Here is a 22,863-nt window from a genome sequence, read left to right as displayed (position 1 = left end):
AAGTCGCTTTTTAATCAACATGTTAGCCGTGATTCTGTGCATTGCTCCAAAAACACATGCAAAAACAATGGGTTAGGACGTGTGCGGATGGGCGCTCCGCAATCCGGCCATGGTGCAGCGCACCATCTTTTTTGCCGGATTTCTGCGGAAAAATCCTTGGGACGCCCGCCCGCCGAGGTCTAACCTGAGGGGGCTGAACCGCACCACACTCAAAGCGATGGGGCATCCAAAGTGAACAAGAACGATCTGATTGCAGAAGTGGCCGAACAGACCGGCCTGTCCAAGGGCGACGCGACGACCGCGGTCGAATGCGTGTTCGACCAGATCACCAAGACGCTCACCGCCGGCGACGAGGTCCGCATTGTGGGTTTCGGGACCTTCAGCGTGTCGCAGCGTGCCGCCAGCGAAGGGCGTAATCCGCGCACCGGTGAGAAGATCCAGATTCCGGCATCCAAGCAGCCGAAGTTCAAGGCGGGCAAGGGCCTGAAGGACGCGGTGAACGGCTGAGGCCGCACCCGTCCCCAACAAGAATGATCCGGGCCGGCCGGTGCCGCCGCGCCAACCCGGACACCCAGACGACCAAGAACAGCAAGACCAGACAACAAGACCAAGAAGTGTGACTGCGTAGGAAAACGGCCCGGATGCCCGAAAAGGCGTCCGGCCGTTTTGCCGTTTGGAAGCAGGCATACCGGTGGGGGCAGTCCGGCAAAGTCCGCACGGCGGTCGCCCGGTGCCCGGGCCTCTACCTTGGCACTTGGCGCACAGCCCATAGTCGCGTATGACCTTGTCACCCGCGTGACGGTCGACGGCAAATTTGCCGTCCGGCGCACACGCATCAGGGCGGTTAGCTCAGCTGGGAGAGCATCTCGTTTACACCGAGAGGGTCGGCGGTTCGATCCCGTCACCGCCCACCATTCCCATCACCAGCATCATCGGCATCCTCGACCGGCCATGGGCGCAGAGTGCGCCTTGCATCGCACCGGTGATCGCATGATCGCGCCGAAAACGTTTCCGGCATGAAGCATGAGAACTAGTCCCACACGTTGCGGCATTAGTCCGGCGGCTGTTGCGGACTAGCCTATATGCGCAATGCACCCGGCTTTTTTTGCTCGGCATACTGACGACATCCCGGCCGCCCGGAGTCCCTCCGGCTGCGGCTGATATCAGTATGCAGGAGTTTGCCGGTGTCACGCGCTTTCAAGACCTATCTCCTCGGATGCTCATGCCTGTCGGCACTTGCTGTAGCCACCGGTGCAACGCCGGCCACCGCCCAGCAGGCCGTGTTGCCGCAAGGCGGCCAGTTCACCGCCGGTGCAGGGCAGGTCAGCCAGTCCGGTAACGCCATGCTGGTCACCCAGACGACCGACCGGGCGGTCATGTCCTGGCAGGACTTCTCCATCAGCGCCCAGGGCCAGGTCCATTTCAGCAATGGCAGCGGAGCAACCCTCAACCGCGTCACCGGCCAGCACGTGTCGCAGATTGATGGCGCCCTCAGCGCCACCGGCAGTCTCTACCTGCTCAACCCCAATGGTGTGATCGTCGGCAGTGGCGGCACAATCGCGACCGGCGGTGACTTCGTGGCGTCGACGCTGGATGCCGACATTGATGCCTTCATGAGCGATGGCACGCTGGACCTTGAAGGCGCGTCACAGGCATCGGTCGTCAATCTCGGGCGCATTGCCGCAAGCAGCGGTGACATTCTTCTCGCTGCCCATCATGTGCGTAATGAAGGTCAGGTCTCCGCCGGCGGTGAGGCGGCGCTTGTGGCCGGCCATAGCGTGACCCTGCGCGATACGGGCGGGGATGCCCGCATCAAGGTGCGCACAGGCCTGTCGGGCAACGTGACCAATGCAGGGCTGGTGGAAGGTGCCCGCGCTACGCTGGAGGCGGCAGGCGGCAACATCTACGCGCTTGCGGGAAACACGGATGGTGTCGCGCGCGGCCATGTGGTGGCGCGCGATGGCGGACGCATCCGCCTGGCTGCTGCGGACGCAGTGGAGATCACCGGCACCCTGACCGCGGACAACGCGTCAGCGCAGCGGGCGGGGCGCGGCGGCCGCATCGACGTGACCGGCGACACGGTGTCTCTCGGCAGTACCGCCCGCCTTTCCGCAAATGGCCACGCTGATGGCGGCGACATCCATGTGGGTGGCGGCTGGCAGGGCAGTGACCCGGCGCTGCGTAATGCCAGCGTGACAGCCATCGCCGCGGGCGCTGAACTGACCGCCGACGGTGAAACGGGCGACGGGGGGACGGTCGTCGCCTGGTCCGACGGCGTGACGGTTTTCGAGGGGGGGATCAGCGCCCGCGGCGCACGGCATGGGGACGGCAGGACCGGCGCGGGCGGCAAGGTCGAGGTTTCCGGCAAGCAGCATCTCGCCTTCCGCGGCGACGTGGACACCGGCGGCGGCACCCTGCTGCTGGACCCGACCGACATCGAGATTGTCGACAGCATCACGGGCGCACAGATCTCCGCCGTGGATGCGGGCGGCGACAAGCTGATGGTCCAGGCGCTGGCGCAGGACAGTTCGCAGGTATTGGCCAGCGATTTGGAAGCGCTGCTGCAAGGCAACAACGTGGTCATCACCACCCAGAACGCCAATGGCAACGGCGATGGTGACATCATGGTGTCCGCCGCCATCGAGAAAACCGGCGGCGTGGGCGGCACGGCGCTGACCATGAGTGCTGAACGCAATATCACCGTGAATGCGCGCATAGGCTCGGACGATGCCGCCCGCTCGCTCTCCGTCGGCTTGTCCGCTGCCAACGACGTCACCGTCAACGCGGCGGTGGAGACCCGGGGCGGTATGTTCTCCGCCGCGGCGGGCAACAATGTGGTGGTGGGGGCCACGGGCAACATCAGCACCGAAGGCGGCGCGATCCAGATTTCCGCTGACACCGACGGTAACGCCAATGGCTGGAGCGACGGCAGCGGCCTGTTCCGCGTTGTGAATGGCGGGCTGGTGTCATCCGGCGGCGGAGATATCCGCGTCGAAAGCCTGGGCACGGACATCCTGGGTCCGTCGCTCACGTCCGTCGTCGTCGATGGCGGGGCGGGCAATGTCTATTTCGACCGGCGCGGGGCATACACCACATCGCACCGCATTCACATGTCCAAGCGCGGGTCGATCGGCATCCAGAACGGCAATTACTATGCCTGGTACGATGATTTCTCCAAGGTCCGCGCCGGAACGCTGCACATCAATGATGCGCGCCGCGTGCAGTACCTGATGGCCTATGACCCCTACAACAACATGGACTGGGCGGCGAATGTCTCCGGCACGGCCCGCATTGCGGGCAGCGACGGCATCCAGATCTATGGCGGACTGAACAATCTGTCTGCGGATGTTTTCCTTGATCATGACGGCTCGCGCAGTACCGGCATCAATGCCCTGTCGCTGGGCTCCTCGCCGATCCTGATCAGGCAGAACCTCATGATCCGGTCGCCGGGCCTGCGGATGAATGGTGCGGGCATGTATATCGAGGCTGCCAACGGCAACATCACCGTGAAGTCGGATGACTTCTTCAATCAGGCTCCGCACATGTTCCGTGCGCCCAATGGCTATATAGCCTTCGAGGGCTTCTCACCCGGCGCCTATACCGCCCCGCGCGACTATGACTGGTATGGCACACCCTATTACGGCTGGTGGTCGTCCGCCTCGGCGCCGCTGGTCTATGTGGGCGGTGCCGATACGACGATCCTCAATATCGGCAATGCGCCGCAGTCCTATGGCGGCGGTTCCCAGGCAGCCTTCAATACGCTGGCCGCGCAGCGCTTCAGCGGCATGACCGGCCAGGTCATCTTCCGCGCGCAGGACGCGATCAACATCAATGGCGGCATGGACATCGCCAATGCCTCCGCCACGTTCAATCCGGATGTGGACGGCAATGGCAGCGGCACCATCAATGTGAACACGGCGGAGGGCGTGTTTGCAGGCGGCAACCTCGCCCTCCAGGGCGCGACGCAGTCGGCCGGGACGATCCATTTCGGCGCGGGCGGCAGTCTTGATGTGCTGGGCGCGCTTCAGTCGAGCGGTATCATCACGCTGGAGGCCGACCGCGACAGCAATGGCAGCGGCACCGTCACCACGAGCAGCGCGACCTCAATCCAGACAAATGGCGCGGACGTGGTGATTGCGGGCGACCGGTACACCAATCAGGCGGCCAGCAACGTGATTGATCTCGGCGGCGGCCGTTTCCTGATCTACACGGCGACACCGCTCAACGACACGCTGAATGGCATCACCGGTCAGCGGCGCTACAACAAGACCTATGCGGGCACGCCGCCGGGCGGTGTCGCGGAAGCGGGCAACCTTTTCTTCCACACCCTGGCACCGACACTAACCGTGAAGGCCGAAGACTCAACCCGCGCCTATGGCCAGGCGAATGGCGCCTTCACCTTTGCAGCCGTCGACCCGGCAGACATCGTGGCAGGCGACAGCCTCGCAGACATTCTCGCCGGTGCGGTCATCACGACCACGGCGGATGCGTCGTCGGGCGCCGGCAATTACGTGCTGACCGGTGACATCAGCGGCCTGACCTCCAAAATGGGTTACGGCCTCACGGTGCAGAACGGCACCCTTGCGGTTACCCCGGCTCAGCTCACCGTCACCGCCAATGCCGCCAGTAAGGCCTATGGCGGAGCAGACCCGGCGCTGACCTACACCCATGCAGGCTTCGTCAACGGCGATACTGCGGCACTGTTCACCGGCGGGCTGGTCCGTCAGGCCGGGGAAACGGTTGCAGGCGGGCCCTACCAGATTGGTCAGGGCACGCTGGCGGCAGGCGGCAATTACACCATCGCCTATACACCGGCGGCCTTCACCATCGACCCCGTGGCGCTGATCGTCACTGCGGACGATGCGGCACGCATGGAAGGGGAGCCGAACCCTACCTTCACGGCAAGCTACCAGGGCTTCGTCAATGGTGAGGGACCGGCGGCGCTCACCGGCGGCATCGTGTTCAACACGGTGGCGGGGCCGGCGTCACCGGCAGGCCGCTACGTAGTCACACCAGGCGGTGTCTCCTCCACCAATTACGTGATCACCTTTGTTGACGGCGAACTGGTCGTCCGCCCGGCACCCGCCCAGGGTCCGGGAGGCGGCGGCCCGGGTAGCGCGGGACCACAGACGCCGGAAGAGATCGCGGGTCAGCTGCGCGAGCAGAATGACGGCGAGGCCATGCAGGTGATCGACGAACTCTCCCTGCCACCCTCCCTTCAGCAGCAGGGCCCGGGCGCCAATGATCAGGGCACAGGCGCGCAGGAACCGCCGGCCGGCTCATCGGGCGCAGGCCAGCAAGGCGGGGGTATGACACCGCTGACGACCCAGACCGTCGGGAGCACGACGGAGACGGTTGTCGTCGAATACACGGTCTTCGGCCGCAAGGTGAGCATCCGCCTGCCGGCAACCTTTGTGAGAATGATGAGAGAGGCCTTTGCTTCAGGCACGGGCGTCGGGGGCGCGTAGTGAAAACAACATTGTGGGGACAGGCAGCACTGCTGGCACTTTTCGTGGCGGCAGTGTCTGCTCGTGGGGCGTCAGCCCAGACATTCGAACAGGTGACGCCGGACATTCCGGCGGCGGAGGACAGCGCACCGCTGCCCCTGCCGGATCTGCCGGGCGGGGCGGATGACGAAGCTGTTCTTGTCGACGCGCTCAAGGGTCTCGTTTTTCTAACCAAGCCTGCTGACATCCAGGCAGGTGGCCTGAGAACACGCGGCATCGATACCGACGGCCTCGAACTGCTGGCGGAACCCGACATGCGGTCTGTACTCGAAAGCTTTCTCGGGCAGCCCGTCTCGCTTGCCCTGCTGGACGAGGTGGTGACGCGTGTCATCGGCTCCTATCGCGACGCGGGACGGCCCTTCGTGGATGTGGTGGTGCCCGAGCAGGACATTACCTCCGGCACCATCCAGGTGCTGGTGCTTGAGTTCGTTGCCGGCGAGGTGCGGGTGAGCGGGGAAACCCGCCTGCCGTCCGAGGACCTGCGCGGTCAGATGCGTCTACGTCGTGGCGCGCCGCTGGATGCCCGGACGCTGGAAGATGATCTCGACTGGCTGAACCGCCCCATGTTCCGGCGGGTGGAGCTGACGCTCGAGCCGGGCGCTGATTTCGGCGAGACGGATATTGTTCTGGACGTGGAGGAAAGCCGCCCCTGGCGCATCTATGCGGGCATGGACAATACGGGCAGCCGGGCCACCGGCCATGAGCGCTATTTCATCGGCGGCAATGTTGCTCATGTCCTGGCCGATGATGCGCTCCTGTCCTACCAATATCTTTCGAGCCGCGAACTGGTGAATGACGGCAGGCTGCCTTTCGGTCTAACCGACGAGAAGCCGGCCTATCTCGCTCATTCTGTGGATTATCGCGTGCCCTTTGCCGACCGCAGTGAATTGTCCGTGTTCGGCTTCTATGCGGAATCACGGCCCAACCTGTCCGGCCCATTCCGCTCCACCGGCGAGTCCTTCCAGGCCAGCCTGCGCTACCACTTCCCGCGTCGGCGCTGGGGGCAGGTAAAGCACCAATGGTCGGTTGGGGCCGACTTCAAGCGTACCAACAATGATCTCGGCTTTGGCGGTACCACAGTCTCCAGCGCCAAGACGGATGTGCTGCAGGCGGTGCTCGGCTGGAACGCGGCCATGCGGGACGACCAGGGCACGAGCAGTCTCGGCGCTACCCTGTCCCTCAGCCCCGGCGGCGTCACGGCCTTCAATGACGACCGGGACTACCGGCCTTCCGCCACAGCCGTTGGCCGCAGCAACGCGGATGCACGCTACGCCACCTTGCGGGTTGATCTCGCCCGCCAGCACGACCTGACCGATGATGTCTATCTGTCCGGCCGCGTGTCTGCCCAGACAGCGACAACGAACCTGCTGCCGAGTGAGCAGATTTATGCGGGCGGTGTCCGCAGCGTGCGTGGCTTCGAGGACAACGAGGCAGCGGGCGACCATGGCGTCGTGGCCAATCTGGAACTGCGCGGGCCGACGCTGTCCGTGCTTGATGGCCTCACCGGCGTACCGGATGCGTTTCAGGCATACATGTTCGTGGATCGCGGTGACGTGTGGCTCGATGACCCGGCCCCCGGCGAAACGCTGCGACGCTCCCTGATGAGCGCGGGCGTGGGCTTCAGCTACCGCTTTGGTCCTTATGTGTCAGCGGATGTCGCCCATGGCGCGCAGATAACCGGCAGGGACAACAACCGGGCCGAGTCATCACGCACCCATGTGAGAATTTCTGTTTCCTTCTGATAGTGTAGTCGCCTCGGCCCCACTATGCGGGCCGCGGTATGACGGGGGACAGACGGTGAGCGACGTGCCTGCACCAGGCGGCAGCGGCAAGAGCGGCGGGAGTGCGCCTGTGGAGCATCTGCGAGACTGGCACCGCGCCGCATCGGCCCGGCCCAAGCAGCGTGATATCTTCGGTGCCCAGGTCCGCATGATCTACCAGACGGCCAATCCGGGGGTGATGCATATCCTGCTCATCCTCGTGGTGGGGGCAGCCTTCTGGGGGGTGGCCGAGACGACCAATCTCGCCATCTGGGTCGGGGCGTCTCTTGCCGCGTCGGTGGCCCGCATGCTGCTCGTGCGCCGCTTCAACAGGATCGACCCGCCGGACTCCGAGCTTGTCATCTGGGACCGCATCTATCTCGTGGCTGTCTTCATCACCGGCATCCTGTGGGGGGCGTCCGGCTTCCTGCTCTATCCGGAAGATGACATCACCTACCAGGTCGTGCTGGCGTTCTGCGTCGGCGGCATCAGCGCCTCCGCCACCGCCTCCCTGTCACCGCGGCTGGTGGCGATCCGCGTGGCTGTCGCCCCGGCGCTTGGGCTCCTGACCCTGCGTTTCCTGATGGACAGTGCGGAAAGCCATCTGGCCATGGCAATCCTGCTTATCCTCTATTTCCTTGTGCTGATGAATATCGGCCGGTCGATGCACCAGCAGGTGGTCGAAGCCCTGTCGCTGCGCTTCGAAAACAAGGACCTGGTGGACTCCCTTGAACAGACGGTGGGCGAGCTGGACGAGGCGCGCCGCGAGGCGGAACAATCCAACCAGGCGAAGACGCGCTTTCTTGCCTCCGCCAGCCACGACCTGCGCCAGCCGGTCCATGCCCTGCGCCTGTTCGCGGCAGCCCTCGGGCGGGAACACCGGTCTGACGCGGAGGTGGACCTTGTCGGTAAGATCGACCGCTCGCTTGATGTGATTTCCGAGCTTCTGGATTCGCTGCTCGACGTGTCAAAGCTCGATGCGGGCATCGTCGAAGTGCGGCGCGCGCCCATCGACCTCAAATCCTATCTGTCGCAGATCGCCAACGAGTTCGAAGGCGAAGCGGAAGAGAAAGGGCTCAGCCTGCGGCTGTCGGCGCCGGAAGTGACCATCATCAGCGACCGCTTCCTGCTCGGCCAGATCGTGCGCAACCTGCTGGCCAACGCCATCCGCTACACTGCCGAGGGGGGCGTGCTGCTGGCGGTGCGCCGCCGCGGCGACATGGTGCGGCTGGAGGTATGGGACACGGGGCCGGGCATTTCGGAGGAGCATGTCTCCGAGATCTTCCAGGAATTCTTCCAGCTCAAATCCGCAGCCAGCGACCGGCAGGGCGGGCTGGGACTGGGCCTCTCCATCGTCAAGCGCACCAGCGACCTCCTTGAACACGACATCGCCGTCTGCTCGCGGGTGGGGCAGGGCAGCCGCTTCTCCCTTGAGGTGCCGGTCGCCGCAGCGCGGACAGCGGTAGCGGGCGAGATCGCGCCGGCGCCGGTTCCCGACGGTGACTTCGCCGGGCTGCACGTTCTGTTGGCGGAAGATGATCCGCATTCGGCGGAAGCCATGCAGGGCCTGCTCGGCAGCTGGGGGTTCCGCTGCACCCACGTGACGCGTTGGGAAGACGTGTCGCTGGCGCTCGATGCCATGGGGCAGATGCCGGACCTGATCGTGACCGATTACCGGCTGCCCGATGACCGGACCGGCCGCGACGTGATCGCGACGGTGCGCGGCGCAGCAGGCCGTGACGTGCCCGCGGTGATCATCACCGGCGATACTGGCCCCGAGCGCCTGCGCGAATTGAGCGGCACCGGCCAGCAATTGCTGCACAAGCCCGTGCAGCCTGCCCGTCTGCGCGCCGTGCTGCGTCATGTGCTGCCCCGCTGAAAGGGGTTGCCCCGCGAGGCGGGTCTTGTTCGGGCAACAGGGACGGGCGTCAGGTGCCCGGCGGCGCATCCCCCAGGGACGAAGCTCGCGGCGGCTCGATGAGCCCGAGCCGCATGGCTTCCTGCACCGCTTCCACCCGGTTGCGGGCGGACAGGCGCCGCAGCACGGCAGCCACATGGATCTTCACCGTCGGCAAGGCAAGCCCCAGCCGGGCGGCAATGACCTTGTTGGGGGCTCCTTCCGCCAGCATGTTGAGCACCTGCGTCTGGCGCTCGGTAAGGACAGCGGTGGTGGCCGGGGCTGAGGCCTCAAGCGCTGACGGCGGCACATAGATGCCGCCCGCCAGCACCAGCTGCAGCGCGCTGACCAGGATGGAGGGGGGAGCCGATTTGGCGACGAAGCCCGCCGCCCCGCAATCGATCATCCGGCGGATGATGACCGGGTCATCGCTGCCGGAGATCACCACCACCGGAATGGCCGGGGATGTTTCGCGGATATGGGCAATGGCCGCCTCAGGCTGTGCGCCGGGCATGGACATATCGATGAGTAGTAGATCGAAGCTGATGTCGTCCCGCTTCAGCAGGGTAAACACTTCATCGAAGCTGTCCGCCTCATGCACTTTGAGGGTGTCGCTCAGGGCCGTCAGGGTCTGCCGCAGGCCCTGACGGACTAGCCAGTGATCGTCAGCGATGAGGAAGGTCTGATCGGGCATCAATACGCCGGGAGTCATGAAATGCGCTCCTGTTTTCTGCCTGTATTGATCACATTTTTCATGTGCGCATAGGGACTAGTCCTTAGGGACTAGGCCTCCTCGGAATGGCCCTGAAGTCTCACGGGCAGCCGCGTCCCGGCCTTGCGGCAGGTCAATGGGGCCTGTGACAAATTGAAACCCTCAACGGGAGTGCCCGACCGCGGGCAGCGTCGGTCAAATCATCCCGATCCGGATAAACGAAACTCCGGCATTCTCTGACCCAATGCAACCCGTCTCGCGCATTTGGTGCGTTTTTAATTGAGCCGTCATACGACTTTAGCCGCCTCTTAACCGGCTTGCGCCATGCTGCGCGCAGAAAGTGCATCACGGCGATCGGCCGTGGCGTCGCGGACGCCATGGTCCCGCCGTGCATTCCAGTTGGGGGACGGTAAGGAATGTACGACCACGGCAGCACCAACGGGTCTGACGCGGCAAGCGGCGGCATTGCGGTCCTTCCAAATCCCATTCTGCTCATCAACCAGCGCGGCATGGTGCTGGATGCGTCTCAGGGCGCAGCGGGCATGCTCCGCGTCCCGCGCGAGGAACTGCTGCAGGGCGGCTGGCTGAGGTTCCTCAAGGATGCCCCGTCGATTACCAACCAGATCGCGGATGCCGCGGCGCGAGGCATTACGGCCTTTGATTTCGAAGCGGAAAGGCGGGGTCCGGACGGTCTCAGATTCGCGTTCGACTGCGTGTCCCTGCCGGACAGGTCAGGCCATTTCAGTGTGACGCTGACAGAGGGCGCCCGTGAGCGTCACCTGCCGGCGGCATACCGGGGCACCTATGACCGCTTCCTCGAAAAGGTCGATGGCGCGCGCGCCGAGGGTTTCTGGATGCTGGACGCTTCGCACGGCACCGTCACCTGGTCAGACAACCCGTTTGACCTGCTGCGCGATGGCGAGAAGGAAGCAGTGATTTCCGAAGAGCACGCCCGTACGCGGTTCCACCAGGAGGACAGGCCCAAGCTCATCGAAGCTGTCAGCAGTTGCCTCGAGCGCGGCGAGCCGGTGAACTTTCACGCCCGGCTGGTGCGTCAGGAAGGGGCGATCCGCCATGTGGTAGTGCGCGGTCAGAAGAACAGCGACGGCACGAAAATCTTCGGCGTGTTCACTGACCTGACCGACGAGATCAATGCCGACATGGTTGCCCGCGAAACCGCCGATCGGCTGTCGCTCGTGCAGGAAGCATCGAAGCATGGGGTCTGGGACTGGCATATCGGTCGCGAGCAGATGTACTGCTCCGACCATATGAAGCGCACTCTGGGGCTTGATTTGCGTGGCAACGGAATGCCGGTCAGCAAGATCATGGATACCATCCACCCCGACGATGTGGATCGCTATCGCGAGAAATTGCGGGCCTGCGTCATTCACGGTGATCCCGTAAATGTTGAGGTGCGCGTCCGTGTGCCCCACAGCCATGTGGAATGGGTGGAAATCAAGGCTGCACTCGGCCGTGGTCCCAACGGGCAGCCGATGCGTATCGTCGGAACGGTTGCCGACATCACATCGCGCCGCCGCACGGAAACCGATCTGCGCACCGCCCAGGCGGAAGCGGAGGATGCGAGCAACGCGAAGTCCGAATTCGTCGCCACCGTCAGCCATGAACTCCGCACGCCGCTCAACGGCATTATTGGCATGCTGGAGCTGCTGTCACATGGCAACCTGACCACCGAGCAACAGCCGCTGGCGGACACGGCTGCAGACAGCGCCCGCGGCCTGCTGGCCATCCTTGATGATCTGCTGGACCTCTCCAAGCTGGGGGCGGACAGGCTTGAACTGTCACCGGAGACATTCGATCCGGCGGAGCTCGCCCGCGGGGTCACGCGGCTGTTCGGTCCCGCGGCTGGCAAGCAGCATGTGTCGCTCACTTTTGAAGCCGGCGAAAACCTGCCGCCTGCTGTCTCAACAGATCGCGGCCGCCTGCGCCAGATCATCTCCAACCTTGTCGGCAACGCGGTGAAATTCACCCGCGACGGCATGGTCACGGTCAGCATGATGAGCGAGACCGCCGCCGATGGCAGGCACATGCTCCGCTGCCGGGTGACCGACACCGGCATCGGCATTGACGGGGAAACTCTCAACACCCTGTTCGAGCCCTATTCCCAGGCGCGCAGCAGCTTTGCCGAGTTCGGCGGCACCGGCCTGGGGCTGGCGATCTGCAAACGTCTGGCGGAGCGCATGGGCGGCGAGATTGGTGTCGACAGTACGCAGGGGCAGGGCAGCACCTTCTGGTTCACAGTCGCCTACGAACCCCCAACGCCTGCGAGCCGCAGCGTGCCCGGCTCCGAAGCATCTGCGGCACCTGCAGAGGCACAGATCCCGGCGTTGCCGACCCCGGACCGTCCCGCCAGGCCGGCGGCCGAGGCACCGCCCGCATCGGGACACGATCCCGCACCTGCCGCATCCGCGGCTGCACCGGAAAAGACCACGGCAGCGGCCGGGTCTGCACCTGCCGCTGCTCCGGGCCCTGCTCCTGAAGGCACCCATCGTGGCCATTTGCTGATCGCCGAGGACAATCACGTCAATCAGCGGGTCATCACCGCCATGGTCTCGCGGCTGGGATATAGCTACGACATCGTGCCGGACGGGGCCGAAGCGGTGGAGGCGGCCCGCAAGGGCGGCTATGACGCCGTGCTGATGGATGTGCAGATGCCGCGCATCGACGGTGTGATGGCCACCCGCCTCATCCGCGAGGAAGAACGCGACACCGGTGCCCATGTGCCGATCATCGCAATCACCGCTCACGCCATGCGCGGCACCCGCGAGGAATATCTCGCAGCGGGCATGAGCGACTTCCTGCCCAAGCCGATTTCGGTGAAGGCACTGGCCGTAACTCTGCAGAAATTCGCAAGCCGCGCGGAAAGTGACAGCGAGGAAGAGAAATCCACAGCTTTCGCCGCACACAGTGCTTGACACCCCCAGGAGGGAGCCTTAAACACGCCGCTCCAAAGCGGGAAACACCGCTGCGGACCCTTACGCGGGGGTGTAGCTCAGTTGGTTAGAGTGCCGGCCTGTCACGCCGGAGGTCGCGGGTTCGAGCCCCGTCACTCCCGCCACTTTCAGCCTGAATTCTGAAAGTCGGCAAACCGCGTAAGCGACGGGCCTGATCCGTCTGATTCTCTTCCGAAAATGCGATGAACGAGACCTAGTTGCGAGCCACCCGCAGCTGGCAGCGTGTGCACGTGGTGCGCGTGCATGTCCATGCGCGAGGCGCAGCGGCGACATGCGAAAAAGCTCGCAAATCTGGCGGCTCTTCACATTGAAATGAATGGGCGCGTGGATATAGTGTCGCGAATTCCTGTCCGCCAGTGAATCGGTGCGACAAAAACGGCTTTTTGGCGACGGGACGGAGGGAAGGCGCGACTTTCGGTTGCGCCGCCGGGAAAGCCTAGGCATTAACCGGCACATGAGTGAAAGACAGGGCCCCTAAACCTGATCATGCCTGAGCTTCTTGCAGAATATCTCCCGATCGTCGTTTTCCTTGGCATCTCGATTGTCCTGGTGACCGCGTTCCTGGTGGCGCCGATGATCGTCGCCCCGTCCAACCCGGACCCGGAAAAGCTGTCGGCCTACGAATGCGGCTTCAACGCCTTCGACGACGCGCGCATGAAGTTCGATGTGCGGTTCTACCTGGTGGCGATCCTCTTCATCATCTTCGACCTCGAAGTGGCCTTCCTGTTCCCCTGGGCTATTTCCCTGGGTGAAACGGGCATGTTCGGGTTCTGGTCGATGATGGTGTTCCTGGGCATCCTCACCATCGGCTTTGTCTATGAGTGGAAGAAGGGCGCGCTCGAATGGGAGTAGAAGAGAAAAACGGCATTCTGGTCCCGGAAGGGTCCACCGGCCTCATCGATCCCAAGACGGGCTATCTGGCGCGTGCGCCGCAGCCGTCCGACGCCGACAATGATCCCCTCGTCCGCCAGATCACCGAAGAGATGGAAGAGAAGGGCTTCGTCGTCACGAGCCTGGAAGATCTCATCGCCTGGGGCCGCACCGGCTCGCTGATGTGGATGACCTTCGGCCTGGCCTGTTGCGCCGTTGAAATGATGCAGCTCTCCATGCCGCGTTACGACGTTGAGCGCTTCGGCTTCGCCCCGCGCGCCAGCCCGCGCCAGTCCGACGTGATGATCGTCGCCGGCACGCTCACCAACAAGATGGCCCCGGCCCTGCGCAAGGTCTACGACCAGATGCCGGACCCGCGTTACGTCATCTCCATGGGCTCCTGCGCCAATGGCGGCGGGTACTATCACTATTCCTATTCGGTGGTGCGCGGCTGCGACCGCATCGTGCCGGTGGACGTCTACGTCCCGGGCTGCCCGCCGACGGCTGAGGCGCTGCTTTACGGCGTGCTGCAGCTGCAGAAGAAGATCCGGCGCACGAGCACCATCGAGCGCTGACCTGCCGCAAGGAGAGGGCGCCCGTCGCCCACTCCCTGCATCTCCTACCCGAAGGCATCCTGAAGCCGGGTGTCTTGTACTGAGAGCATCGGAAACAAGCCATGTCGGTCACTGACACGACACCCAGCAACGAAGCCCTCGCGGACCTGGCGGACCACATCACCGCCGGGCTGGACGCGGTTGAATCGCATGAGATCGCCAATGGCGAGCTGACGATCACCGTGCCCGCCCAGGAAATCGTCCGGGTGCTGAAGTTCCTGCGCGATGACAGCGGCTGCGAGTTCGCAACGCTGATCGATATCACCGGCGTGGACTATCCTGCCCGCACGCGCCGCTTCGACGTCGTCTATCACATGCTGTCGATGACCATGAACCAGCGCATCCGCGTGAAGGCTGAAGCGGATGAGGACATGCTGGTGCCGAGCTGCGTGTCGGTGTTCCCGGTCGCCAACTGGCAGGAGCGCGAAATCTGGGACATGTACGGCGTGCAGTTCGCCGGTCATCCGGACCTGCGCCGCCTGCTGACCGATTACGGCTTCGAAGGGCACCCGTTGCGCAAGGACTTCCCGCTCACCGGCTATTACGAAGTGCGCTACGACGACGAGCAGCGCAAGGTCGTCTACGAGCCGGTCAAGCTGATGCAGGAATTCCGCAGCTTCGATTACATGAGCCCGTGGGAAGGGGCTGAATACATCCTTCCCGGCGACGAAAAGGCGGAGCAGGCAAAATGAACATTGCCCCGACAGACGTCACCACAGGTGAAGCCTCCGGCGAGGCCATCGACACGCTGACCATCAATTTCGGCCCGCAGCATCCGGCGGCCCACGGCGTGCTGCGCCTGGTGCTGGAGATGGACGGCGAGGTCGTTGAGCGTGTTGACCCGCATATCGGCCTTCTGCACCGCGGCACCGAAAAGCTGATGGAGCACAAGACCTACCTGCAGGCCGTGCCCTATCTCGACCGCCTCGACTATGTGGCGCCGATGAACCAGGAGCACGCCTATTGCATGGCGGTGGAGCGGCTGCTGGGCATCACCGTGCCCAAGCGCGGCCAGCTCATCCGCGTGCTCTATTCGGAAATCGGCCGCCTGCTGTCGCACATCCTCAACATCACCACCCAGGCGCTTGACGTGGGCGCGATGACCCCGCCGGTCTGGGGCTTCGAGGAACGCGAAAAGCTCATGGTCTTCTATGAGCGCGCCTCCGGCAGCCGCATGCACGCCGCCTATTTCCGTCCCGGTGGCGTTCACCAGGATCTGCCGAACGAGCTTCTCGACGACATCATGACTTTCTGCGAGGAGCACCCGAAGGTGCTCAACGACATTGAAGGTCTGCTCACGGACAATCGCATCTTCAAGCAGCGTAACGTCGATATCGGCGTCGTGACGAAGGAGGATGTGTTCAACTGGGGCTTCACCGGCGTGATGGTGCGCGGCTCGGGCATGGCCTGGGACCTGCGCCGCTCGCAGCCCTATGAGTGCTACAACGAGCTTGAGTTCGACATTCCCGTCGGCAAGAACGGCGACTGCTATGACCGCTATCTGTGCCGCATGGAGGAGTGCCACCAGTCCATCCGCATCATGAAGCAGTGCATCGAGAAGCTGCGCAGCGCGGAAGGCGAGGGGCCGGTCTCCTCCGCCGACGGCAAGGTGGTGCCGCCCAAGCGCGGCGAGATGAAGCGCTCCATGGAAGCGCTGATCCACCACTTCAAGCTCTACACCGAGGGCTACCACGTGCCCGCCGGTGAAGTGTATGCCGCTGTCGAGGCCCCCAAGGGTGAGTTCGGCGTCTATCTCGTGTCGGATGGCAGCAACAAGCCTTACCGCGCCAAGCTGCGCGCGCCTGGCTTCAACCATCTGCATGCGATGGATCATTTGTGTAAGGGCCACATGCTGGCGGACGTGTCCGCCATCCTCGGCTCCCTGGATATCGTGTTTGGTGAGGTGGACCGATGAGCGTTCGGCGTCTGGATCCCAACCAGCCGGAGAGTTTCGCGTTCACGCCCGAAAATCTCGAGACTGCGAAGAAGACGATCGCGAAGTACCCGGAAGGCCGTCAGGCCTCCGCCATTATCTCGCTGTTGTGGCTGGCCCAGAAGCAGCATGATTACTGGCTGCCGGAACCTGCGATCCGCTGCGTCGCCGAGATGCTGGATATGCCCTATATCCGCGCCCTCGAAGTGGCGACCTTCTACACCATGTTCAACCTGTCCCCGGTGGGGAAGCACTTCATCCAGCTCTGCGGCACGACCCCGTGCTGGCTGCGCGGCGCGGACGACCTCAAGGAAGTCTGCCGCAAGCGCATTGGCGAGCAGCAGCAGGTGTCAGCCGACGGCAATTTCTCCTGGCTGGAAGTCGAGTGCCTGGGCGCCTGCGCCAACGCCCCGATGGTGCAGATCAACGACGATTATTACGAAGACCTGACGGCGGAGAATTTCGAGAAGCTGCTCGATGATCTCGCTGCCGGGCGCGAGGTGAAGGTGGGCTCGCAGACCGGACGCAAATCGTCCGAACCCGCAGGCGGCCTGACCTCCCTGACGGATGTGCCTGCAACTGTCGGCGGGGAGGGCTGAGCCATGCTGTCTGACAAGGATCGCATCTTCACGAACCTCTATGGCTATGAGGACTGGCGCCTCGAAGCCGCCCGCAAGCGCGGCGACTGGGACGGCACCAAGGACATTCTTGCCAAGGGCCGTGACTGGATCATCGAAGAGGTGAAGAAGTCGGGCCTGCGCGGCCGCGGCGGTGCGGGTTTCCCGACCGGCCTCAAATGGTCCTTCATGCCGAAGGAAAGCGACGGGCGCCCGCATTATCTCGTCGTGAACGCGGATGAGTCCGAACCCGGTACCTGCAAGGACCGCGAGATGATGCGCCACGATCCGCACAAGCTGATCGAAGGCTGCCTGCTCGCCGGGTTCGCCATGGGCGCCAACCACGCCTTCATCTATCTGCGCGGCGAATACATCTTCGAGCGCAACCGCCTGCAGGCGGCCGTCGACGAAGCCTATGACGCGGGCCTCATTGGCCCCAATGCCTGCGGGTCGGGCTGGGACTTCGACGTGATCGTGCATCATGGCGCGGGCGCCTATATCTGCGGCGAAGAAACCGCGCTGATCGAAAGCCTTGAGGGCAAGAAGGGCATGCCCCGCCTCAAGCCGCCTTTCCCCGCCAATGTCGGCCTTTACGGCAACCCGTCCACCGTCAACAACGTGGAAAGCATCGCGGTGGCCCCGACCATCCTGCGCCGCGGCGGTGACTGGTTTGCGGGCTTCGGCCGCCCGGGCAACACCGGCACCAAGGTGTTCTCCATCTCCGGCCACGTGAACAATCCGTGCAACGTGGAAGAAGAGATGTCGATCCCGCTCAAGGAGCTGATCGAGAAGCATGCCGGCGGCGTGCGCGGCGGCTGGGACAATCTGCTGGCGGTGATCCCCGGCGGGTCATCGGTGCCGCTGATCCCCAAGGATGTGTGCGACACGGTGCTGATGGATTTCGACGCGCTCAAGGAAGTGCAGTCGGGCCTCGGCACGGCGGCGGTGATCGTCATGGACAAGTCCACCGACGTCATCAAGGCGATCGCCCGGCTGTCCTACTTCTACAAGCATGAAAGCTGCGGCCAGTGCACGCCGTGCCGCGAAGGCACCGGCTGGATGTGGCGCGTGATGGAGCGCATGGCCAAGGGCGAGGCGGAGGTCGAGGAAATCGACACGCTGCTCAAGGTCACCAAGCAGGTCGAAGGCCACACCATCTGCGCGCTGGGTGACGCGGCTGCCTGGCCGATCCAGGGCGTCATCCGCCACTTCCGCCATGAGTTCGAAGACCGCATTGCCGCCCGCAAGGCCCGCCAGGCTGGCGCGCCGGCCGTGGCCGCGGAATAGCTGAGGGTACGGGACAACACCATGGGCGAACTGCGTACCATCAAGGTTGACGGCGAAGAGATCGAGGTCGATGCCGATCTGACGCTGCTCCAGGCCTGCGAGGAAGCGGGCAAGGAAATTCCGCGTTTCTGCTATCACGAGCGCCTGTCGGTGGCCGGCAATTGCCGCATGTGCCTGATCGAGGTGAAGGGCGGCCCGCCCAAGCCCGTTGCCTCCTGCGCGCAGAACGTGAAGGATCTTCGTCCGGGGCCGGAAGGTCAGCCGCCGGAGCTTTTCACCAACACCAAGATGGTGAAAGACGCTCGTGAAGGCGTGATGGAATTCCTGCTGATCAACCATCCGCTGGACTGCCCGATCTGCGACCAGGGCGGCGAGTGCGACCTGCAGGACCAGGCCATGGCCTACGGCACCGACGGCTCGCGCTTCTCCGAGAACAAGCGCGCGGTTGAGGACAAATATATCGGCCCGCTGGTCAAGACGATCATGACCCGCTGCATCCACTGCACGCGCTGCATCCGCTTCTCCACCGAAGTGGCGGGCGTGCCGGATCTCGGCGCCATCGGTCGCGGCGAGGACATGGAGATCACAACCTATCTCGAAGAAGCCATGGGCTCCGAGCTGCAGGGCAATGTGATCGATCTGTGCCCGGTGGGCGCGCTCACCTCGCGGCCCTACGCGTTCCAGGCGCGGCCCTGGGAGCTGAAGAAGACCGAAACCATCGACGTGATGGATGCACTCGGCAGCAATATCCGCGTCGATGCGCGCGGCAAGGCCGTGATGCGCATCATCCCGCGCAATGCCGACGACATCAACGAGGAGTGGATCTCCGACAAGACCCGCTTCATCTGGGACGGCCTCGGCCGCCAGCGTCTGGATCGCCCCTATGTGCGCAAGGACGGCAAGCTTAAGCCCGCAAGCTGGCAGGAAGCCTTCGGCGTGATCGCCGAAAAGCTGGACGGGCTCGACGGTACGAAATTCGCTGCCATCGCCGGTGATCTCGCCTGTGCTGAAAGCATGAAGGCGCTGAAGGATCTCGCAGGCGCCATCGGCAGCACCAATATTGATTGCCGCCAGGACGGCACCAAGCTCGAAGCCGGTGCCCGCGGCGGCTACCTCTTCAATTCCGGCATTGCCGGCATCGACGAGGCCGACGCCATCCTGCTGATCGGCTCCAACCCGCGCATGGAAGCGCCGGTGCTGAATGCCCGCATCCGCCGCCGCTGGCGCGAGGCAGGCATCAAGGTCGCCAATATCGGCCAGCCCTTCGACCTTACCTACCCGGTGCAGGAACTGGGTGCAGGCACTGACACGCTCAGCGAGCTTGTGTCCGGCAGCCATTCCTTCGCGCAGGTGCTGAAGGACGCCGAAAAGCCGATGATCATCATCGGCCAGGGTGCACTTACCCGTGCCGACGGCGCTGCCGTGCTGGCCGCCGCCAAGAAGCTGGCGGACAGCGTCGGAGCCATTACCGGCGGCTGGAACGGCTTCAACGTGCTGCACACCGCAGCGGCCCGCGTCGGTGGTCTTGATCTCGGCTTCGTGCCGGGCGAGGGCGGCAAGGACGTGACCGGCATTCTCGACGCGGCACGCTCGGGCGACATTGAGGTGGTCTATCTTCTCGGTGCGGATGAAATCGACGGCACCCATTACGGCGATGCCTTCGTCATCTATCAGGGCAGCCATGGCGACCGCGGTGCGCACCGCGCCGACGTGATCCTGCCGGGGGCCGCCTACACCGAAAAGTCCGCCACCTGGGTCAACACCGAAGGCCGCGCCCAGCTTGGCCGCCGCGCCACCTTCCCGCCGGGCGATGCCCGCGAGGACTGGTCGATCCTGCGCGCCCTGTCGGATGTGATCGGCAAGACCCTGCCTTATGACAATCTGGCCCAGCTGCGCACGGCCATGTACGAGGACGCACCCACCATGATGCGCCTCGGCCAGGTGGAAGCCGGCGACATGCCGTCCTTCGCCGACGCCTCCATGGACAGCGCGCCGTTTGCACCGGCCATCACGGATTTCTTCCTGACCAACCCGATTGCGCGGGCCAGCAAGACCATGGCTGACCTGTCGCTGGCGGCAACGCACCGGGTGGCCCAGGACGCGACTTCAAAAGAGGCGACCGGCACCAATGGCTGATTTCCTGAGCACCTATGGTCTGACCGCTGCGATCATCATCGGCCAGACGCTGGCGACCATTGTCGGCCTGCTGATCCTGATCGCGTTCCTGCTCTATGCGGACCGCAAGGTGTGGGCCTATGTGGGCCTGCGCCGTGGCCCCAACGTGGTCGGCCCGTTCGGCCTGCTGCAGACCTTTGCCGACTTCCTGAAATTCGTATTCAAGGAATTCGTCATTCCATCGGGGGCCAACAAGGGCGTGTTCATCCTCGCCCCCATCGTGGCAGCCGTGCTGGCGCTTACTGCCTGGTCGGTGATCCCCATGGCGGATGGCTGGGCGCTCGCCGACATCAATGTGGGCATCCTGTTCATCTTCGCCATCTCGTCGCTTGGTGTGTACGGCATCATCATGGGCGGCTGGGCGTCGAACTCGAAATATCCCTTCATGGGTGCCCTGCGCTCGGCTGCGCAGATGGTCTCCTATGAAGTGTCGCTCGGCTTTGTCATCGTCTGCGTGCTGCTGGTGGCGGGGTCGCTCAACCTGTCCGACATCGTGCGCGCGCAGGACGGTGACTACGGCCTGCTCAACTGGTTCTTCATCCCGCTGTTCCCGATGTTCGTGGTGTTCTTCATCTCGGCACTGGCGGAAACCAACCGGCCGCCGTTTGACCTGCCGGAAGCGGAAGCTGAACTGGTGGCGGGCTTTGCCACCGAATATTCCTCGACGCCCTACATGCTGCTGTTCCTGGCAGAGTATGTGTCGATCCTCCTGATGTGCGCGCTGATTACCGTCCTGTTCCTGGGCGGCTGGCTGCCGCCGGCGGATTTCGCGCCGTTCACCTGGGTGCCGGGCTTCTTCTGGTTCTGGATCAAGGTGATCTTCCTGTTCTTCATCTTCGCCATGGTGAAGGCGATGGTGCCCCGCTACCGCTACGACCAGCTGATGCGGCTGGGCTGGAAAGTGTTCCTGCCGCTGTCGCTGTTCTATCTCGTCGCGACCGCCGGTGTGCTCGTCGCCTTTGACATGCTGCCGGCGTAAGGAGAAACGACATGGCCTGGCTTGATCAGTCTGCCCGCTCGCTCTTCCTGACCGAGTTCGTATCCAGCTTCTTCCTGGCGCTGCGCTACATGGGCAAGCCGCGCCCGACGGTGAACTATCCCTTCGAAAAGGGCCCGCTGTCGCCGCGCTTCCGGGGCGAGCATGCGTTGCGCCGCTACCCGAACGGCGAAGAGCGCTGCATTGCCTGCAAGCTGTGCGAGGCCATCTGCCCGGCGCAGGCGATCACCATCGAAGCTGCCCCGCGCGGCAATGACGGCACCCGCCGCACCACGCGCTACGACATCGACATGGTGAAGTGCATCTATTGCGGCTTCTGCCAGGAAGCCTGCCCGGTGGATGCCATCGTGGAAGGCCCGAACTTCGAATTCGCCACAGAGACGCGTGAAGAGCTGATGTACGACAAGGCGCGTCTGCTGAGTAACGGGGACCGCTGGGAACGCGAGATCTCCAAGAACATAGAAATGGATGCGCCCTACCGCTAAAAGCGGCGCGCGCATCTTCCGACACACCTTAATCGCATGCCCTCCCCAGGGGCTGCGCCAATTAGAAACCGGGCCGGGGGGCTCACTCAAATGATCGTTGCAACGATTGCGTTCTACGTCTTCGCGTTCATCGCGCTGGCGTCTGCTGTGATGGTGATCTCAGCCCGCAACCCTGTGCATTCGGTCCTGTTCCTCATCCTCACCTTCTTCAACGCCGCGGGCCTGTTTGTGCTCATGGGCGCCGAGTTCCTCGCGATGATCCTGGTCATCGTCTATGTGGGCGCGGTCGCGGTGTTGTTCCTCTTCGTGGTGATGATGCTGGATGTGGACTTTTCCGAGCTGCGCGAAGGCTTCCTTCAGTACATGCCCTTCGGCGCGCTGATCGGTTTCATCCTGCTGCTTGAGCTGCTGCTGGTGCTCGGCGCCTGGACCATTGCGCCCGAGGCAGCCTCGCTTGCGGCATCACCCACGCCCGTTCAGACGGATGTCACCAACACCGAGGCTATCGGCCGGGTGCTCTATACCGACTACGTCTATTACTTCCAGGCCTGCGGCATGATCCTGTTCATCGCCATGATCGGTGCCATCGTGCTGACGCTCCGCCACAAGGAAGGCGTGAAGCGGCAGAACATCGCCCAGCAGGTCGCCCGCACGCGTGCTGAAGCCGTCGAGCTGAAGCAGATCAAGCCGGGCCAGGGCATCTAAGGGAGAGCAGGGGACATGATCGACATCGGCCTTGGCCACTATCTCACCGTCGCAGCGCTTCTGTTCACGCTCGGCATCTTCGGCATCTTCCTCAACCGGAAGAATATCATCATCATCCTGATGTCCGTCGAACTGATGCTGCTTGCCGTGAACATCAACCTGGTCGCCTTCTCCACCCAGCTTGGAGATCTCGTCGGCCAGATTTTCGCGATGATCGTTCTGACCGTGGCCGCCGCCGAGGCGGCCATCGGCCTCGCCATCCTGGTGGTCTACTTCCGTAACCGCGGCTCCATCGCGGTGGAAGACGTCAACCTCATGAAGGGTTAGGGGCA

At 63.8% G+C, this 22,863-nt stretch carries 16 protein-coding genes, 2 tRNA genes and 1 pseudogene; 18 read left to right on the top strand and 1 reads right to left on the bottom strand.

The genetic code is table 11. The annotated features are described in order from the left end of the window. Positions 1 to 204: 204 nt before the first annotated feature. The 5 genes and pseudogenes from HG718_RS07785 to HG718_RS07765 form a co-directional block, all read left to right on the top strand. A pseudogene (locus HG718_RS07785) lies at positions 205 to 507 on the top strand (HU family DNA-binding protein); the annotation flags it as partial. 331 nt (positions 508 to 838) lie between these two features. Further along, positions 839 to 914: transfer RNA gene (locus HG718_RS07780), tRNA-Val, on the top strand. Between the two features lie 270 nt (positions 915 to 1,184). After that, positions 1,185 to 5,468 (top strand): MBG domain-containing protein, encoded by a 4,284-nt coding sequence (locus tag HG718_RS07775; RefSeq protein ID WP_160587544.1) that lies wholly within the window; start codon positions 1,185 to 1,187, stop codon positions 5,466 to 5,468. Continuing rightward, positions 5,468 to 7,249, top strand: a complete 1,782-nt coding sequence (locus HG718_RS07770) for a ShlB/FhaC/HecB family hemolysin secretion/activation protein (protein WP_160587545.1) — start codon at positions 5,468 to 5,470, stop codon at positions 7,247 to 7,249. The genes HG718_RS07775 and HG718_RS07770 overlap by 1 nt, the downstream gene beginning before the upstream one ends. A gap of 55 nt (positions 7,250 to 7,304) precedes the next feature. Continuing rightward, positions 7,305 to 9,146, top strand: coding sequence for an ATP-binding response regulator (locus tag HG718_RS07765; RefSeq protein ID WP_160587546.1), 1,842 nt, complete (start codon positions 7,305 to 7,307; stop codon positions 9,144 to 9,146). Positions 9,147 to 9,195: 49 nt separating this feature from the next. Here HG718_RS07765 and HG718_RS07760 read toward each other — a convergent pair whose 3' ends face one another. Continuing rightward, complete coding sequence (locus HG718_RS07760; protein WP_160587547.1) at positions 9,196 to 9,876, bottom strand: response regulator; 681 nt, start codon at positions 9,874 to 9,876, stop codon at positions 9,196 to 9,198. Between the two features lie 416 nt (positions 9,877 to 10,292). Between HG718_RS07760 and HG718_RS07755 the strand changes: the two genes are divergently transcribed. The 13 genes from HG718_RS07755 to nuoK all read left to right on the top strand — a co-directional run bounded on the left by HG718_RS07755 (position 10,293) and on the right by nuoK (position 22,858). After that, positions 10,293 to 12,809 carry an ATP-binding protein gene (locus tag HG718_RS07755; protein WP_160587548.1) on the top strand — a complete coding sequence of 839 codons (2,517 nt, stop codon included), beginning with the start codon at positions 10,293 to 10,295 and terminating at the stop codon, positions 12,807 to 12,809. Positions 12,810 to 12,875: 66 nt separating this feature from the next. Continuing rightward, positions 12,876 to 12,952, top strand: a tRNA-Asp gene (locus HG718_RS07750). A gap of 382 nt (positions 12,953 to 13,334) precedes the next feature. Beyond that, a complete protein-coding gene (locus tag HG718_RS07745; RefSeq protein ID WP_027841383.1) occupies positions 13,335 to 13,700 on the top strand; it encodes an NADH-quinone oxidoreductase subunit A in 366 nt (121 codons plus the stop codon). Beyond that, complete coding sequence (locus HG718_RS07740; protein WP_160587549.1) at positions 13,691 to 14,293, top strand: NuoB/complex I 20 kDa subunit family protein; 603 nt, start codon at positions 13,691 to 13,693, stop codon at positions 14,291 to 14,293. The genes HG718_RS07745 and HG718_RS07740 overlap by 10 nt, the downstream gene beginning before the upstream one ends. Before the next feature lie 101 nt (positions 14,294 to 14,394). Next, the gene (locus HG718_RS07735) at positions 14,395 to 15,024 is read left to right on the top strand and encodes an NADH-quinone oxidoreductase subunit C (protein WP_027841385.1); all 630 of its coding nucleotides are present in this window, start codon (positions 14,395 to 14,397) and stop codon (positions 15,022 to 15,024) included. After that, positions 15,021 to 16,247: an NADH-quinone oxidoreductase subunit D gene (locus HG718_RS07730; protein ID WP_160587550.1), complete on the top strand. Its 1,227-nt coding sequence runs from the start codon at positions 15,021 to 15,023 to the stop codon at positions 16,245 to 16,247. Before HG718_RS07735 ends, HG718_RS07730 begins: the two co-directional genes overlap by 4 nt. Then, a complete protein-coding gene (gene nuoE, locus HG718_RS07725; protein WP_160587551.1) occupies positions 16,244 to 16,864 on the top strand; it encodes an NADH-quinone oxidoreductase subunit NuoE in 621 nt (206 codons plus the stop codon). Before HG718_RS07730 ends, nuoE begins: the two co-directional genes overlap by 4 nt. Positions 16,865 to 16,867: 3 nt before the next feature. Continuing rightward, entirely contained in the window at positions 16,868 to 18,169 is a 1,302-nt protein-coding gene (gene nuoF, locus HG718_RS07720) for an NADH-quinone oxidoreductase subunit NuoF (RefSeq protein WP_160587552.1), read from the top strand. Positions 18,170 to 18,199: 30 nt separating this feature from the next. Beyond that, entirely contained in the window at positions 18,200 to 20,305 is a 2,106-nt protein-coding gene (nuoG, locus tag HG718_RS07715) for an NADH-quinone oxidoreductase subunit NuoG (RefSeq protein ID WP_160587615.1), read from the top strand. Next, complete coding sequence (nuoH, locus tag HG718_RS07710; protein WP_027841390.1) at positions 20,298 to 21,323, top strand: NADH-quinone oxidoreductase subunit NuoH; 1,026 nt, start codon at positions 20,298 to 20,300, stop codon at positions 21,321 to 21,323. Before nuoG ends, nuoH begins: the two co-directional genes overlap by 8 nt. An 11-nt stretch (positions 21,324 to 21,334) precedes the next feature. Continuing rightward, positions 21,335 to 21,826, top strand: a complete 492-nt coding sequence (gene nuoI, locus HG718_RS07705; RefSeq protein ID WP_027841391.1) for an NADH-quinone oxidoreductase subunit NuoI — start codon at positions 21,335 to 21,337, stop codon at positions 21,824 to 21,826. A gap of 90 nt (positions 21,827 to 21,916) precedes the next feature. Continuing rightward, positions 21,917 to 22,531 carry an NADH-quinone oxidoreductase subunit J gene (locus tag HG718_RS07700; protein ID WP_160587553.1) on the top strand — a complete coding sequence of 205 codons (615 nt, stop codon included), beginning with the start codon at positions 21,917 to 21,919 and terminating at the stop codon, positions 22,529 to 22,531. An 18-nt stretch (positions 22,532 to 22,549) separates the two neighbouring features. Further along, positions 22,550 to 22,858 (top strand): NADH-quinone oxidoreductase subunit NuoK, encoded by a 309-nt coding sequence (gene nuoK, locus HG718_RS07695; protein WP_027841393.1) that lies wholly within the window; start codon positions 22,550 to 22,552, stop codon positions 22,856 to 22,858. Positions 22,859 to 22,863: the final 5 nt, after the last annotated feature.

The sequence above is a fragment of the Pyruvatibacter mobilis genome (assembly GCF_012848855.1).
Taxonomy (GTDB): Bacteria; Pseudomonadota; Alphaproteobacteria; order CGMCC-115125; family CGMCC-115125; genus Pyruvatibacter; species Pyruvatibacter mobilis.
The sequence above is the reverse complement of the archived record's forward strand: the minus strand, read 5'-3'. Positions and strand labels throughout refer to the sequence as shown.